Below are 15418 nucleotides of genomic sequence, written 5' to 3'. Positions count from 1 at the left end.
TCGTGCCTCGGAGGTGGTCCGCCGCGGCCAGGGCGAGCCGGTGCGAGCGGGCGGCGAACTCCTCCTGGCGGGCCCGGGTGATGCCCTGCCGCAGGGCGAGCCGGTCCGCGGCGGCGGTGAGGTCCGGGTCCTCCCAGCCCGCCGGGACCATCGGCGCCTGCGTGTAGGGGACGCCGTCCAGGAGCCGATCCGGCGCGGTGGACGGGGACTCGACCCCCACGGCCACCACGTCCGTGCCGCTCCACGCCGCATGCTGGGCGGCCTGCAGGACCGCGGCCAGGCCGGATCCGCACTGGGCGTCCACGGACCACCCGGGCACCGCGGTCCCCAGCCCCGCACCGAGCGCGGCGATCCTGCCGAGGTTCCCGCCCGGTCCCGTGCAGTTGCCCACGACGACGGCGCCCACCTCCGCCGCGGGCGTCACCGAACCGGTGGGGTGCGTGCCACCGGACGGGCCGGTCTTTGCATCGGCCGGGCCGAACTCGGCACCCTCAGACCGAGGTGCAGGACCGGCCGACCCGAGCCCGGCGCCGTCCGGAGCAGCCACACTCCGCACCGCTGTGGAGGCAAGCGCGGCCGCGTCCAGGTGGGCCTGGGCACGGGAGCGCCCGGTGATCGGCGTGCGGGCGGCCGCGGTGATCCAGAGGCCGGCGGGGAGCCTCATGGGCGGGCCTCGGGGGGCCAGGCGCCGGACCTTGCCGCTGCCGGTGCGTTCCAGCCGCTCCACGGCGTGCCAGGTACGTGGGCGGGAGGCCGCCGGCAGGTGCTCGCCGGCGGCGGCCTTCAGGGCCCGGACCGTCTCCTCCGGGTCCCTGCCCGAGGCCGGCTCGATCCATGCGACCACCCGCTGTCCCAGCCGCGGCGCCGGTTCGCCCAGCACCAGGGCAGCGGTGCACCACGGGCGGCCGTCCGGGTGGCGGGCGCCGGTGAGGACCTGCTCCACCTCGGTCGGGACCACGGTGGCTCCGCCGGTCTGGATCGCGTCGTCCAGGCGTCCGCCCAACCGGAGGATCCCGGCCTCGTCCAGGCGTGCCCGGTCCCCGGTGCGCAGCCATCCGTCGGCGGTGAACCGCGGGGCGCCGTCCGCCAGCACGGAGTCGTCCGGCAGCGCCAGCTGGTCCGAGCGCACGTGCAGCATCCCGTCCACCACGCGGACCTCCACACCCGGCAGGGGTCGCAGGCCGGTGCCGTCCGGGTCCACGGCCACGTAGCTGGCCTCGGCAGATCCGTAGTAGTGCACCACGCGGACGCCCAGCCCGGCGGCACGCTCGCGCAGGCCCGCAGGCATGCAGTCCCCGCCCACCAGAGCCACGCGCAGGGCTGCGGCGGAGCGGTCCGGCAGCGTCTCCAGCAGGTCGAGCGCCTCGATGAGCTGGGTGGGCGTCCCGGACAGCGCTGCTGTGCGGGCCCGAGGACGGGACACCGCCGGCGACGAAGCCGGAGTCGGCGCGGCCGCTGTCGGCGCGGCCGGCTGCGGACCGGTGGACTCCGTCCCCGAGGATCCCGGGGAGGCGAGCGGCGTGGCGGAGGCGATCGGGCCGTCGTCGGGAAGCAGGTCCTGGGGCGCGGAGCCGGGCACGGCCCGGGACCCGCAGCGGCACCCCGGCGTAGGCGCAGAAGGACGCGGCGTTCACGGCCATGGAGGACACCGGGTGCGCGGCCAACAGCAGCGCCTCGTGCGGGGCAAGGCCCAGCCAGCGGGCGACGTGCCGGTGGCCGGCCTCCCAGGAGGCGTCCGTGCGCAGGACGACGCGCGGGTTCCCCGTGGAGCCGGAGGTGAACGCCGCCCACGCCGCCTCCGCGGCGAGGTCCGGGCGACGGTCCGCTAGGGCGTCGAGCGACGCGGTCGCGCGGGCGATCTGGGCGGACCAGAGGGCGTCAGACCAGCGGTCGTCCCCCACGAGCGGCACCATGCCGTCGGCACGTGCTTGCACGGCGGCGGCGAGCAGCGCGGCGTGGTCGCGGAGGGTGCGGCCGACCGGGCCCGGGGCCCCCGCGGCGGAGCGGGGCGATCCGGGAGGACGCGGACTGCTCCGGACGCAGGCCTGGTCCCGTCACCGGAACGCGCGCGGGTAGGCCTTCCACAGGCCCACCACGAGGAGCACGGCCACCACGGCCTTGATCGTGTCGCCCGGGAGGAACGCACCCATGCTCAGCAGGGCCGCACCGACCTCCATGCCGGCGTTCAGGACGAAGCCGAGGATGCCGCCGGCGTAGACCACGCCGATCCCGCCGATCAGCGCGGCCACGGTGGCGGCCACGGCGATGCGGCCGGTGGACAGGCCGCGGCGGACCCGGCCGGTCAGGGCCCAGAAGATGAGTCCGACCACCGCGGCCGCGATCGGCCAGACGAGGATGAAGCCCACCGAGGGGCCGGCGAAGACGCCGAGGCCGCCGCGTCCGCCGGTCAGCAGCGGCAGGCCCAGGGCGACCAGGCCCACGAACAGCAGCTGCGAGGCCGCACCGCGCCACGGGCCGAGGATCAGCCCGGCCAGGATCACCACGATGTTCTGCAGGACGATCGGGGCCGGGACGCCGGCCACGGCGATGGGCGGGACCATGCCGAGCACCGCCATGAGGGCGGTCATGACGGCGATCCGCGCGAGGTCCCCCGGCCGGGGAGGACCCGCGCGGTCGGCCGGGACCGCGGTCATCGCGGGGAGTGGTGCGCGGGGAGCGCGGGACGTCCGGGGCGTCGGGGGACGAAGCCGCGGACGAGGTCGACGGGGTCGAGGCCAAGGGGTACCTCCTGGAGGGCGTTCCGAGTGATGAACGGTGTTCAGTTGAACACGGTTCAGGGAGTGTACAACGGTCGTTGAGCGGACAGTGAACCGGATGCCCGTGCCCACCACCCCGCTGCCCTCACTCCCATGCCCCACTCCCCGCCGAGACGAACCGCCGCGCCTATGACGACCCGTCCGAGGCGATGCTCCAGGTGGCCCGGACGCGCCCCGGACCACCAGGGCGTGGTGGTGGAGGCGGTGCGGGGCTGACGCTGCCGGCAGGTGCACCGAAGGTCGGTACCGGATCCGGTTGGCTCACGACGTTCGACGGTGCCGCACCGGTCGCGGCGGTTCCTAGACTGATCGCCATGGAGACCACCGTGACCGCGGAACCCGCGGAGAAGACGTCCGAACCGGAGCGCACCGGCCGGCAGGCCTGGCCGTACGCGCTGTCCGTGGCGACGTACCTGGTGGCCCCGTTCGTCCTGGGCGCGGCGCTGCCGGCCGGGGCCGCGACGGTCTCCCTGCTGGTCCTGCTCCCCTCCGCCGCACTGGTGCTGGGCGTGCTGGACGGGCTCGTGTTCCGCACCACGTGGGCGTTCCCGGTCCTCACCACGCTCCTGTGTCTGCTGGGGCTGCGGATGTACACCAACGACGGCACCGGGATCTACGCGATCGGGGTCCTGGCCCTGTGTCGCCTGGGCAGCGTGCTCGGCGGCCGTCCGAAGGCGAGGGGTTGAGCCGTGGAGGTCTGGACCCTCGACCACCCCGAGCACGGCCGCCTCGAGCTGCGCCAGGGCTTCGACGCCGAGTTCCTCGCCGAGGACCCGGACTGGCCGCTGCCGAAGGACGCTGCGAAGGAAAACGCACCGGAGGCGACCGGGCAGGACGAGGTGAGCGGGCCGTCGTCGGGAAGCGTGGAACGGACGGGGCACGGCGAGCGCGCACCCCTGGCCGCCTCGTTCCCCGCCCGCGTGCGGGCCCGCCTGAAGAACCCGCCGCTGCGGCTGCAGGTGCGCATCGACGGCGAGGTCACCGGCCGCTACCCGCGGACCGGTGTGGACGTGATCCGGTTGACGAACCCCCGCAAGGACGACGACGGCTGGTCCACGTTCGGCTCCGATGCGGGGTCGAGCCGGCGGAGGCTGAAGATCCAGTCGACCATGCTGGGCGACCTGCTCTCCGTGCAGCTGCGGGAGAGCTCCTCGGTGGTGGAGTTCGACCCGCCGCCCGGCTCCCGCGGAGCGAAGCGTCAGGCGGCCATGGAGTCCAGCAGCGTGAAGCGGGTCCTCTATCCGCTGATGGGCGGCTTCGGGAAGGCCGGGGCGGCGGTCTTCGTTCTGGTGGTCCTGCCGGTGCTGGCCCGGCTGCTGGCCCCGCTGTTGCCGGACTGGGAGGTGGACCTCCCGGAGTTCACGCTCCCGCAGATCCACCTTCCCGTGCCCGTCCTGCCGCAGATCCGCCTGCCGGTCCCCCGACTGCCCGCATGGGAGGTCGACCTGCCGCCGCTGCCCGGATGGCTCGTGACGATCCTCGAGTACGACCAGGTGTGGAAGCCGATCGTGGTCGGTGTGGTGATCGGGGTGATCGCGGTGCGCAACCACCGGCGCAGCGAGCGCCAGAAGGCAGAGTGGGCTGCGGCGCACGAAGAGCCGACCGGTGAGGACGGGGCCGAGCAGCAGCAGAGGCAGACTCCTATGGCGTCTGCGCCGGATGCCAGCATGAGGCCATGAGCCTCCACCGCTACAGCTGGGGCCCGGGTGGCGCACACGGCGGCTGTCGGTGACCTCCCGCGGAGTCGACTGGGCCCGACGGCTGGACCTGGTCCGTGGGGAGACGGGCGTCTGGACCGCTGACGCTGTTTCCGAGGGCAACGTCGACCTGCCGGAGCCGGGGATCGACTCGGGCACCGACCTCGAGGGCGCCCTGGACTGCGACCTCGGCCTCTGCCCGCTGACGAACGTCATGCCGATCAGGCGGCTCGGACTGCTCGAATACGCCGTGGAGGACACCCCGCTCACCATGGCGTGGGTCGACGTCCCCTCGCTGCAGGTGCGCCGCGGAGACCAGGTCTACGGGTCCTCCGTTCCGGGCCGAGTGCACTACCGCTCCCTCACCCGGGACGTCAGCGTGGACCTGACCGTGGACCGGCAGGGCGTCGTCCTGGACTACCCGGGACTGGCCACGCCTCTCGGCGGCGTGTGAAGAGCGCCGGAGAGGCCACCGCAGCACGTAGCGTGAGCGGCATGGGGATCCTCTTCGGCGGCGCGGCCGCCCAGGACGCGGACTACCGCGCGCATTGGAAGGCACACGCCGAGACGCCCGGCGAGCGCGAGATCGTGTGGGCGGTGCTGGGCGATTCCGCCGCGGTCGGGGTGGGCGCCGAGACGTGGGCGGACACCTACGTGTCCCAGGTGGCGAAGCGGGTGACGGCGGAGACCGGGCGGCCGGTGCGGGTGGTGAACCTCGCGGTGTCCGGGGCGAAAGCGCATCACGTGCTCGCGGACCAGGTTCCCCGGCTGGAGGCGCTGCGCGCCCGCCTTCACGACGACGGCACTCGCCTCGACGCGGTGACCTGCGTGGTCGGCGGCAACGACGTCACCGGGACGCTGCCCTTCAGGGTCGAGCGCTTCGCCGCGCCGCTCGAGGAGATCGCCCGCCGGCTGCCGGAAGGGGCGACCCTCGGGCTGGTCCCGAGCTTCCGCGTCTGGCCGTTCGAGCAGCGCGTGCGCGCGGCGAACGATGCGGCACGGGCGATCGCGGCGCGGCATGGGCTGGGCGTCGCGGACGTGTACACGTCCACCCTGCGCCGCGGGCTGAGGCACCAGCTCGCGCACCTCGCCCGGGACCGCTTCCACCCCAACGGCCGCGGCTACGTCGACTGGGCCTCCGCCGTCTACCCGGAGGTGCTGCGGCAGGTGCGGGAGGCGGACTGAGCGCTCCGCCCCTCCCTTGCCCTCCACGTTTTCGTTCGCAAAACTGTCGAGTCCCCATGTGTTTTCGTTCGGGAAACGGTCGAGAACAGGAGCCTTTTCGAACGCCGGGGGTCGGTGACATCACCGACCCGATGTCAGCGCTTCCGACCAGCCTCGACTCGATGGAGCCCCAAGACGATCACGTGTTCAGCCCGCACCTCTTCGCCTCAAGCGCACCGTTCTCCCACGCCCGCCGGCCGCGCGCCTGTGGCACCTGTCAGGACTCATCGGTCAGTGCCCGGACACGGGCGCCCTCGTCAGCGAGGACCCGTCGGCGCAGCTGGACCGGATGTTCGCCAACCTGCGCATCCTGCTCGCGGATCTCGGCCTGACCGCGTCCGACCTGGTGAAGGTCACCGTCTACCTCGTGGACTACGCCGACGTCGACCTGATGAACCGGACGTATGCCGAGGAGATCTCCACCCCCTATCCGGCTCGCGTCACGGTTCAGGCAGCTGCTCTCCCCGCCGGAGCCCGCTTCCAGATCGACGCGGTCGCTGAGGCCTGACGCCGGGGTCTGCCAGGCTGAGACCGCGAACAACCCACCGCCTTCCCGAACGAAAGCAGCTGGGGACGCGACGGTTTCCCGAACGAAAACGGCGGGCTGACAGTCACGCCGGGGCCGCGTCCCCACGACACGGCCCCGGCGCTCTCTGCGGCTCCAGCGGACGTCCCCACGACATCCGGCTGGAATCCCCCGGGCAGCCCATCCCCACAACGGCCCGCCAGAGGGAGTCTGGTCACCGGCGCCGGCATGAACGGGCCGCCGCCGGATCTTGTTCAGGCACGATCAGTGATCGTGGCCGTCGTCCCCCTCGGCGCGGTCATGGCCCTCGTGGTCATGGCCGTCCTCGCCGTGGTCATGGCCCTCGTGGTCTCCGTGGTCGTCACCCTCCTCGTGGGCGGGCGCCTCCGGCTCGCCGGTCACGACGGCCATCTCGGTCGCCGGGCCGTCCAGCTCGAACTCGTCGACCTTCTTGCCCTTCACCAGGTCGACCACCACGAGCTTCTCGTTCTCCGCGTCCGTCACGTAGGCGAAGTCACCGGCGGTCTTGAGGATCGGGCCCGGCTCCTGCCAGTCGTCCTTCTCCTTCCACTCGCCGATGACGTCGATCTTCTTCACGACCTCGCCGGACTCCTCGTCGATGACGTTGAGCTTGCCGTCGTAGGTCAGGACGACGCCCTCGCCCTCCGGGCCGCGGGCCAGGGAGCGGAACCAGTAGGACGAGCCCAGGTCCACGACCTTCATCTCATTGGTCTCGGTGTCGATCAGCACGACCTCGGTGGTGCGCTCGACGGCCTCCTCGGGCTCCTTCTCCACCTTGTAGTCGCCCAGGACGACCGAGGAGTCCTCGTCGCCGGCGAGGTTGCCGGAACGCTGGAACTCCATGCCCGGGTCGATCTTGTGGAACTCGCCGCCGCGGTACACGATCGGGCCGTTCTCGCAGCCGAGCACCACCACGTCCTTGCCGTCCTGCGGCTCGGCGGCGGCCTCTCCGTGGACGCCCGGGCAGTCCTCGGTCTTGGCGATCTCCTTGCCCTCACGGTCCACGACCTTCACGGTGTGGCGCTCGTCCTCGGTGCCCTCGGTGGTCAGGACGGACCCGTCCAGCAGCTCCAGGGCCACACCGTGGTGGGCGTCCTCGGTCTCCATGTCCTCGGTGACCGGGGTCAGGTCCGGGGTGGCCTTGTCCAGGTCGTCCGAGAAGAACGTGCTGATGGCACCGGTGCCGTCCGCGAAGAGGGTGGTCTTGCCGTTGTGCATCACCACGTGGCCGGCGTGCTCGCCCGGGAACACGACGCCGGTCATGCCCGGCTCCGACTCGTAGTGGTGGAAGTGGTCGCCGTGGATCTGGGACTTGATGCCGGTGGAGAAGACCTCCCAGCCCTTGTCCGTGACCACCATGACGTCCTTGCCGTTGCCGGCATTGGACAGCCGCTTGAAGCCGGGCAGCTCCTGCTCTTTGACGACCTCGCCGGTCTCGGCGTCGAGGAGGGTCAGACCCTCGTCGTCCGAGAGGAGGATGCGCGGGCTCACGCCGGAGACCTCCTTGGCCTCGGTCGGGTCGACCCAGTCCTTCTCGTCCACGGAAGACGCGGCGGCGGTGTCCTCGCCCGAGCCCTCGCCGTCCTTCGACTCCTCGGCGCCCTGCGTGGCCGAGCCGGTGGCGGAGGCGTCCTTGTCCCCGGCCTCGTCACCGCCGGCGCACGCGGACAGCGCCAGCGCGGCGGCGGCCATGGTCGCGGCGAGCACGGAGAAGGACTTCAGGCGGCGCGTGGGAGCGACCACCGCAGAGGACAGGGCGGAAGTACGGGAAGACTCGGTCATGGTGCCCAACTGTAAACGCTATTGCTTCGCGTTCGCAATACGGGGTCGAGTGGGGCCCGCTGCACGCCCGGACCGGGAGACCCGACGGCCTCCCGAACGAAAGGCCCCTGGAACTCGACGTTCTCCCGAACGAAAACGAGAGGGAGGGGGCGACGGCGGTGGGCAACGAGCCAGGACCCGGCCCGAGGCGGAGTAGCGTGGACAGACCAGGGTGCGCGGCCGTCGTCGTGAAGCCCTTCCCCACGCAGCGGGCCGCAGGCCCGCCCGGACACCGAGGAGCGCCGCCGATGACACCGCCGCAGGGATGGGGACCCGCCCTGGCCGAGTCACTGGGGATCGAGCTGTGGCGGATCCCTGTCGTGGTGCTGACCGCCGTGATCGTCTACGTGGCGTTCCTGCTCCTGCTGCGCGTGTTCGGCGCGCGCCTGCTCACCGGGCTGTCCGCCTTCGACTCGGTGGTGATCATCATGTTCGGCGCCGTGGCCGGACGCGTGATCCTCGGCCATCCGCCGACGCTGGCCACCGGACTCATCGGACTGCTCACGCTGGTGCTGCTCGAGGTGGTCTTCGGCGCGCTCACCGCCACCGTCCGCGGACAGCGGGCCATCGCCGGACGCGCCCGCGTGATCGTGGCCCACGGACGCGTCCTCGAGACCGCCCGTCGCAGGGCCCATGTGAACCGACCCGAGCTGCACGCCGCCCTGCGCCGGGCCGGGGTGTCCTCGATGGACCAGGTCGCCTGCGTGGTCATGGAGGCCAGCGGCCACCTGTCCGTCATCCGCGAGGGACAGCCGATCGACCCGGAGCTGCTGGACGGCGTCCTCGGGGCGGATGAGGTGCTCGGACGCGAGTGAGGGGACACCGGCGACGTGGGCCGGCGTCCCCTCACCGGCAGGACGTCAGAACACCAGTGCGCCGGGTGCTCGAGGGGTCGCCGCGGACGCCGCGCACCGAGCTGACGCGGGCCGGCGTGGAGGAGCTGCTGGCCGAGGTCGCGCGGGTGCGGGAGCAGGGCTGCTCCGTGGTGGCCGGCGAGCTGGACCGGAACCTGGCCTCCGTGGCGGTGCCGGTGCGGGACGAGGACGGCCGCGTGGCGGTCGCGCTGAACACCGCCCTGTCCACGGCGCCCGGGCAGCTGGGGGCGGAGTTCTCCGCGGAGGCGCTGGAGGCGGCGGTGGCGGAGGCCGCCCCGGTGCCGCAGGAGGCGGCCCAGGAGGCCGAGACGGCCCTGGCGCTGGCCCACTGAACCGACCGAGGCGTTTTCGCTCGCGAAACGGGAGGCCGGCGCGTCCAGCCGTTCCCGTTTCGCCAGCGAAAACGACGGGTGGCGACGCAAACGCCAGGGGCGGGCTCAGCCCCTTGGCTCCCCCAGGAAGTTCTCCGCGGAGTCGTCGAGCTCCTGCATCCACGGGGTGTGGTGCGGCACGGCCAGCGTGCCGGTGACGGTGGAGCGGTGCTGCCGGTCCCGGAAGGTCCGTACGTCCTCGATCCGGGCGTCGCGCATCTCCAAGAACGTCCGGGCCACGGCCTCCACGTCCACCGCCGGGCAGTCCGTGTGCGAGGACAGGTCCTGGATGTACGCGCCCTGCCAGGCCAGCGCGGCCGGCGGCCCGTCGATCTGCGTCATCCGCTCGAACCAGGCGTCCATGTCCGCCTTCCGCTCCTCGGCACCGGGCACCTCCACACGCCCCAGCAGCACGTCACGCGCGAAGTACGCCTGCGCCTCCAGGAGAGTCAGCGTGAACAGCTGCTGGGACGCGCCCACGTAGAGCACGTCCGGGTCGCCGTGCCACACGACGCCCTTCCACAGCCCGATCGGGCTCAGCAGGTTCGGCCCGCCCAGCGCCAGCTCCTTCGGCATGAACGGGTAGTGGTGCAGATAGCCGGTGCAGAGCAGGACCATGTCGCACTCCGCCTGCGCGCCGCCCTCGAAGGTCACCAGGTTCCCGTCGAAGCGCTGGACAGCGGGCTGCTCGTCCATGCCCTGGGGCCAGGCCACGGACTGCGGCTGCTTCCGGTAGGCGGTGGTCACGTGCGTCGCACCGGCGCGGTGCAGCTGCAGCGCCAGGTCCTGCCCCGAGTAGCTCGACCCCACCACGAGCACCCGCTTGCCCACGTAGCCCTCGGGCGAGCGGTAGTCGCCGGAGTGCTGCACCTGTCCGCGGAAGGTCTCGATGCCCGGCAGATCCGGCACCTGCGGGGTGTGGAAGTGGCCCGAGGCCACCACGATCCGGTCGAACTCCTCCTCCACCGTCTCCCCGCTGACGAGGTTCTGGGCAGTCAGACGGAACCGGCCGTCGTCGTGCTTCTCCACCCAACGGACCGCCGTGGCGAAGCGGATCCGGCCGCGGACGTCCACGTCCTGCATGCGGGCACGGATGTACTCGGACATCACCTCGCGCGGCAGGTAGGAGGGCACGGCGCGGCCGAAGTGGGCGTCGAACGGGTAGTCCGGGTACTCCATGCACTCCTTGGGGCCGTTGATCCACATGCCCCGGTACATGGAGGAGTGCACGGGCTCGCCGTACCGGTCCGCGCCGGTGCGCCAGTCCAGGTTCCACTGGCCGCCCCAGTCGTCCTGACGCTCGAACGCGACGACCTCCGGGACCTCCGCGCCCGCCCTCTCCGCCAGGGCGAAGGCCCGCAGCAGGGCCATGCCGGACGGGCCGGCTCCGATCAGTCCGATGCGCTCGCGCGATGCCATGGGTGCTCCTTCGGGGACGGGGGTGGGACGGGGTGGGACGGGGTGGGACGGGGATGGTGCGGCTCCATCGTCTCGCGATCACCCGGCCGTGCGCACCTCGCGCAGCTGAGGGGTACAGGCGACGGATCTCGGCCTCCAGGCGCATCTGCAGGGTGAACCCGCGCGCCGGGCAGGTCCCAGCCGAGCACGAGGACGTCGTCGGGGAGGAGCCGGGCGCACTCCGACCAGAGCGCCGTCACACCGGTGCCGAGTCCGGCGCCGACGAACAGCACACGGCTGGGTGCGGTCGAGTCCTTCAGGACAGTGGTGGTCACGATGGGGCGGGTCATGGCTGTCGCCGCCGTTCCGGGGTGTATCGGGAGTCGGTGGGATGGTGTCAGGGGTGCGAGGCCATCGAGGGGTGGGCCGGGCCTATGCGCTCGGCTCGCACCCGTTCCTGCCAGGCCACGATCCGCGCGAGCGCCTCGTCCACGGCATCCGCCCCGGCGGCGAAGGACAGGCGGACGCACTCGGGGCCGTGGACGGCGTCGAAGTCGTCGCCGGGGGTGATGGCCACGCCGGCCTCCTCGAGCAGGGCGGTGCAGTAGCCGAGGGCGTTCCCGTACCGCCGCAGCGCCCACTCAGGGAGCCTGGCCCAGAGGTAGAAGGCCCCGTCGGCCGGGGCGACGTCCGCCCAGCCCAGCTCCGGTACCCGCTCCAGCAGTACCTCTCGGGTGGCGGCGAACCGCTCCACCTGCTCCTCGCAGAAGGCGTAGGCCTGATCGGAGAACGCCTGCACCGCCGCCTCTTGCGCGGCGGCCGGCGGGCACAGGGCCGCCGAGCCGGCGAGGCCGTCCACGGTGGCCCGCAGGTCGTCCGGGACGAGCATCCAGCCCAGCCGCCAGCCGGGCATGCCCCAGTACTTGGAGAACGAGCTGATCACCACGGCGGTGCGACTGAAGGTCCAGGCGCAGGAGCCGTGGCCGGCAGACCGGTCCCCCGCCCCGGCGCCCCCAACACCGTCGACGGGCTGCCCCTCTCCCCCGCCGCGGTACACGATGCCGTGGTAGATCTCGTCCGAGACCAGCCGCACGCCCTTCTGCTCGCACCACACGGCGACCGCCTCGAGCTCCGCGGCGGTCACCATGGTGCCGGTCGGGTTGGCCGGGGAGGCCAGGATGAGCCCGGCCAGCGGTCCTCGCTCGGCCTCGGCGGCCTCGAGCAGCTCGACGGTCGGCTGGTGCCGGACGTCCGGCCCGGCGTCCAGCTCGACCACCTCGCAGCCGAGCGAGGTCAGGATGTTCCGGTAGGCGGGGTACCCGGGGCGGGCCAGGGCAACCCGGTCGCCGGCCTCGAAGGCGGAGAGGAAGCCGAGCATGAAGGCGCCGGAGGAGCCGGTGGTCACCGCCACCTGCTCCGGGGCCACGTCCAGCCCGTACCAGCGGGCGTAGTGCCCGGCGATCGCCTCGCGCAGCGGCCGGATGCCCACCGCCGGCGTGTAGGTCAGCGCCCGCCCGGAGCCGTGCACCTCGGCGGCGGCCGCGTTCACACACGGCGGGCCCGGCACCGGGTTCGCCGGCGCAGAGGGACACCACGTCCCGGCCCGCGGCCCGCAGCTCGGCCACCCGTCCGAGGATGTCCATCACCATGAACGGCGGCACCTGGGCCCGGGCCGAGGGACCCAGCGGTCGGCGATCGCCCTGCTTCTCATGCATGGCCCCACGCTACGCCGTCGAGAGGCCTATGGATCCAGACTCTGTCCGGCTCATCGGTGCGCCGCATCTCGATCCGGCCGCGGCCCTTGTGCCGTTGCGCCGCACGCGCCTAGATTCACCGCATGCCGCACCGTCGCGGCCCTTGAGCAGGAGGTCCCCATGCCCCGCCACCGCCTCACCGCCCTCGCGCTGCCGCTGCTGCTTGCCGCCGCCCTCACCGGCTGCACGGGCGCCGAGGGGTCCTCCCCGTCCCCCGGCCCGACGACGGCCTCCCCCTCCGCCTCGGCGGCACCTCCGCCTCGGGCTCGGGTGAGGGCACGTCCGAGGCGACGATCTCGGCGAAGGCGACGGCGCCGTCGTCGCCGGCTCCGATGGCCTGGCCGAGCGAGCTCTACGCGTCCGACGGCACCACCTATGCCGACCATCTCGAGGCCGGGGCCGAGGCGGACGGCACCGGGCAGGGCATCGGCACGATCGTGGGTGAGGACCAGGGCGAGGGCGTCGCCGAGGTGACCGTGCAGACGCGCACCGGGCACTCGTACTCCACGCAGGTGATCTGCGAGCGCTCCACGCCCATCACGCTCACGGAATCGCAGGGCTCCACCGTCGCATCGTCGACCTGTGAGACCGGCATCGGCGGCCCCGGCGACGGCACCGAGGTGACCTTCCAGGTGGTCACGCCGAGCCTCGCGCCCGTGCGGCTGGTGGTCCTGGAGACGAAGGACGAGGCGACGCCAGACGTCTGACCCGGCAGGCGCGCCGCCGAACCGGTCGCCGAACCAGAGGATGTGGCCAGTTCACGCCGCCCTGAGGCAGCCGATTCTTCTGGCTCGCCGCACGACGCCGACCGGTTCCCGTTTCGCGAGCGAAAAAGCCCCGGGGTTCCCGTTTCGCGAGCGAAGACGCCGGGCGTGCTCCGCTGCGGTCCGGTCAGTCGTCGGCGCCGAGGAGCTCGCGGATGTCGTCCGCCGTGAGGGAGTCGGTGAAGGCTCCGGCACCGGAGTCGTCGGCCTCGTCCATGAGGGCGCCGAACAGCTCGGCCTTGCGGCGCTGCATCTCCAGGACCTTCTCCTCGATCGTCCCTTCGGACACCATTCGGTAGACCATCACGGTCCGGTCCTGCCCGATGCGGTGCGCGCGGTCCACGGCCTGCGCCTCGGCCGCCGGGTTCCACCACGGGTCCATGAGGAACACGTAGTCCGCCTCGGTCAGGGTCAGGCCGAAGCCGCCGGCCTTCAGGGAGATCAGGAACACGGGGGCGTCGCCCTCGCGGAAGCCCTGGATCACCTCGGCCCGGCGGCGCGTGGACCCGTCCAGGTACGCGTAGTCCACGCCCATGTGCTCGAGCTCCTCGCCCACCGCTTTGAGGAAGGTCGTGAACTGGCTGAACACGATCACCCGGTGGCCCTCGCCCAGCACCTCGGTGAGGTCGTCCAGGAAACGCTCCAGCTTGGAGCTCGGCACCGAGGTGTACTGGTCGTCCACGATCTGCGGCGCCAGCGCCAGCATGCGCAGCAGGGTCAGGGACTTGAAGATGGTGAAGCGGTTGCCGTCCACGTCGTCCAGCAGGCCGAGGACCTTGCGGCGCTCGCGCTGGAGCACCCGGTCGTAGAGCTTGCGGTGCGCCGGCTCGAGCTCCACGGACAGCACCTGCTCCTGCTTCGGCGGCAGGTCCTTGGCCACGAGCTCCTTGGAGCGGCGCAGCATGAACGGCCGCAGCCGCCGGCGCAGCCGTTCGATCCGCTCCGGGTGCTCCCCGTTCTCGATGGGGTTGATGTACTCCTCGCGGAACAGCCGGTGGCTCGGGAACAACCCGGGCACCGCGACGTCCAGCAGGGCCCAGAGGTCGGCCAGCGAGTTCTCCATGGGCGTGCCGGTGATGGCCAGCCGGAACGGGGCCCGCAGGTCCCGGGCCACCTGGTGGACCTTGGCGGTGCGGTTCTTGATGAACTGCGCCTCGTCCAGCACGAGTCCGGCCCAGGTGCAGGCGTGGTACTCCTTCGCGTCGATCCGCAGCAGCGTGTAGCTGGTGACCACCACGTCCGCGCCGGCCACCTCGTCCTGCAACGGCGTGCGGCGCTTGCGGCTGGTCTGGTCCACCACGCGCACGTCCAGGCCCGGGGCGAACTTGGCCGCCTCCGCGGCCCACACCGAGACCACCGACGACGGCGCCACCACCAGGAACGGCTCCTCGCCGGCCACCGGGGTCGGCTCGGCCACCGCGTCGGCCGCCTCCGCCACGGAGCCCCCTCCGCCGCAGGAGCCGCGCCCCGCGGCGGACGCCTTCGGCACGCCTCCCCGGCGGCGATGCGCCGCTCCGTGGCGTGGCAGAGCAGGACGAGGGTCTGGACGGTCTTGCCCAGGCCCATGTCGTCGGCCAGGATCCCGCCGAGCCCGAGCTCGTGCAGGAACGCGAGCCAGCGGAAGCCCTCCCGCTGGTAGGGGCGAAGCTCCGCCCGCAGCCCCGCGGGGACCTCCGGGTCCGGCAGCCGCTCGGTCGCGGCGAGCCGGCCCATCGCCGCGGTCCATGCCGGGTCCTCCTGCACGTCGTCCGCGAGGTCCTTGAGGTCCTCCCAGAAGGTCACCTGGTGCTTGGAGACCTGCTGGTTCTCCGGGGTCCACTCCTGCAGGGTGGCGGCCTCGGAGAGCAGGGCGCGCAACCGCTCGAAAGCCGGGTGGTCCAGGGACAGGTAGGACCCGTCCATGAGGATCAGCGTGGTCTTGCCGTGGACCAGCGCGGTGAACAGCTCGGCGAACGGCAGCACGTGGCCGTCCACGGAGACCTGCACGCCGAGGTCGAACCAGTCGTTCTTCGTGGCCCGCGTCCCCACCTCGATGCGCGGGGCGGCCTTCAGCTCCCGGTAGTCCGGGCGCTCGCCGGTGACGTCCACGCGGACGTTCTCCAGGGCGGCCAGCTGCGGCAGGACCGTCTCGGAGAAGCGGGCCGCGGCCACGCCCTCCAGCTCCTGGCGGCCGGTGCGGCCGGCGCGCGG

The 15418-nt window shown here is 72.7% G+C and carries 13 protein-coding genes and 2 pseudogenes; 9 read left to right on the top strand and 6 right to left on the bottom strand.

The window, feature by feature from the left end:
• Positions 1-1423 (bottom strand): thiolase family protein (locus AC2W7A_RS03185; RefSeq protein ID WP_485990080.1); only part of this gene is annotated, 1423 nt, incomplete at its 3' end.
• A 631-nt stretch (positions 1424-2054) separates the two neighbouring features.
• Positions 2055-2588: a biotin transporter BioY gene (locus tag AC2W7A_RS03180; protein WP_485990079.1), complete on the bottom strand. Its 534-nt coding sequence runs from the start codon at positions 2586-2588 to the stop codon at positions 2055-2057.
• A 503-nt stretch (positions 2589-3091) separates the two neighbouring features.
• Here AC2W7A_RS03180 and AC2W7A_RS03175 point away from each other — a divergent pair.
• From AC2W7A_RS03175 to AC2W7A_RS03155, 5 genes are all read left to right on the top strand, one after another.
• Positions 3092-3463: a hypothetical protein gene (locus tag AC2W7A_RS03175; protein WP_485990078.1), complete on the top strand. Its 372-nt coding sequence runs from the start codon at positions 3092-3094 to the stop codon at positions 3461-3463.
• Positions 3464-3466: 3 nt separating this feature from the next.
• A complete protein-coding gene (locus AC2W7A_RS03170) occupies positions 3467-4456 on the top strand; it encodes a hypothetical protein (RefSeq protein WP_485990077.1) in 990 nt (329 codons plus the stop codon).
• A 16-nt stretch (positions 4457-4472) separates the two neighbouring features.
• Entirely contained in the window at positions 4473-4928 is a 456-nt protein-coding gene (locus AC2W7A_RS03165; protein ID WP_485990082.1) for a putative glycolipid-binding domain-containing protein, read from the top strand.
• A gap of 41 nt (positions 4929-4969) precedes the next feature.
• Complete coding sequence (locus AC2W7A_RS03160) at positions 4970-5659, top strand: SGNH/GDSL hydrolase family protein (RefSeq protein ID WP_485990076.1); 690 nt, start codon at positions 4970-4972, stop codon at positions 5657-5659.
• 244 nt (positions 5660-5903) lie between these two features.
• Positions 5904-6206 carry a RidA family protein gene (locus AC2W7A_RS03155; RefSeq protein ID WP_485990081.1) on the top strand — a complete coding sequence of 101 codons (303 nt, stop codon included), beginning with the start codon at positions 5904-5906 and terminating at the stop codon, positions 6204-6206.
• Between the two features lie 282 nt (positions 6207-6488).
• Here AC2W7A_RS03155 and AC2W7A_RS03150 read toward each other — a convergent pair whose 3' ends face one another.
• Positions 6489-8027 carry a hypothetical protein gene (locus AC2W7A_RS03150; protein ID WP_485990075.1) on the bottom strand — a complete coding sequence of 513 codons (1539 nt, stop codon included), beginning with the start codon at positions 8025-8027 and terminating at the stop codon, positions 6489-6491.
• Between the two features lie 287 nt (positions 8028-8314).
• Here AC2W7A_RS03150 and AC2W7A_RS03145 point away from each other — a divergent pair, with 287 nt between their 5' ends.
• Both AC2W7A_RS03145 and AC2W7A_RS03140 read left to right on the top strand, forming a co-directional pair.
• Positions 8315-8881 (top strand): DUF421 domain-containing protein, encoded by a 567-nt coding sequence (locus AC2W7A_RS03145; protein ID WP_485990074.1) that lies wholly within the window; start codon positions 8315-8317, stop codon positions 8879-8881.
• 65 nt (positions 8882-8946) lie between these two features.
• Positions 8947-9273, top strand: a complete 327-nt coding sequence (locus tag AC2W7A_RS03140) for an IclR family transcriptional regulator domain-containing protein (RefSeq protein ID WP_485990073.1) — start codon at positions 8947-8949, stop codon at positions 9271-9273.
• Between the two features lie 105 nt (positions 9274-9378).
• Here AC2W7A_RS03140 and AC2W7A_RS03135 read toward each other — a convergent pair whose 3' ends face one another.
• On the bottom strand, positions 9379-10731 hold the full coding sequence (locus AC2W7A_RS03135; RefSeq protein ID WP_485990072.1) for an NAD(P)-binding domain-containing protein: 1353 nt from the start codon (positions 10729-10731) through the stop codon (positions 9379-9381).
• A gap of 376 nt (positions 10732-11107) precedes the next feature.
• Positions 11108-12425, bottom strand: a pseudogene (locus AC2W7A_RS03130) (aminotransferase class I/II-fold pyridoxal phosphate-dependent enzyme).
• Positions 12426-12796: 371 nt separating this feature from the next.
• On the opposite strand from AC2W7A_RS03130, the gene AC2W7A_RS03125 reads away from it, so the two are divergent.
• Positions 12797-13171 (top strand): hypothetical protein, encoded by a 375-nt coding sequence (locus AC2W7A_RS03125; protein WP_485990071.1) that lies wholly within the window; start codon positions 12797-12799, stop codon positions 13169-13171.
• 184 nt (positions 13172-13355) lie between these two features.
• Here the strand turns inward: AC2W7A_RS03125 and AC2W7A_RS03120 are convergent.
• Positions 13356-14854 (bottom strand): annotated as a pseudogene (locus AC2W7A_RS03120) (DEAD/DEAH box helicase); the annotation flags it as partial.
• A 297-nt stretch (positions 14855-15151) separates the two neighbouring features.
• Here AC2W7A_RS03120 and AC2W7A_RS03115 point away from each other — a divergent pair.
• On the top strand, positions 15152-15418 hold a 267-nt coding region (locus AC2W7A_RS03115; RefSeq protein ID WP_485990083.1), incomplete at its 3' end, for a hypothetical protein.

The sequence above is a fragment of the Micrococcus sp. LASM2_SD2 genome, assembly GCF_057364565.1.
The sequence above is the reverse complement of the archived record's forward strand: the minus strand, read 5'-3'. Positions and strand labels throughout refer to the sequence as shown.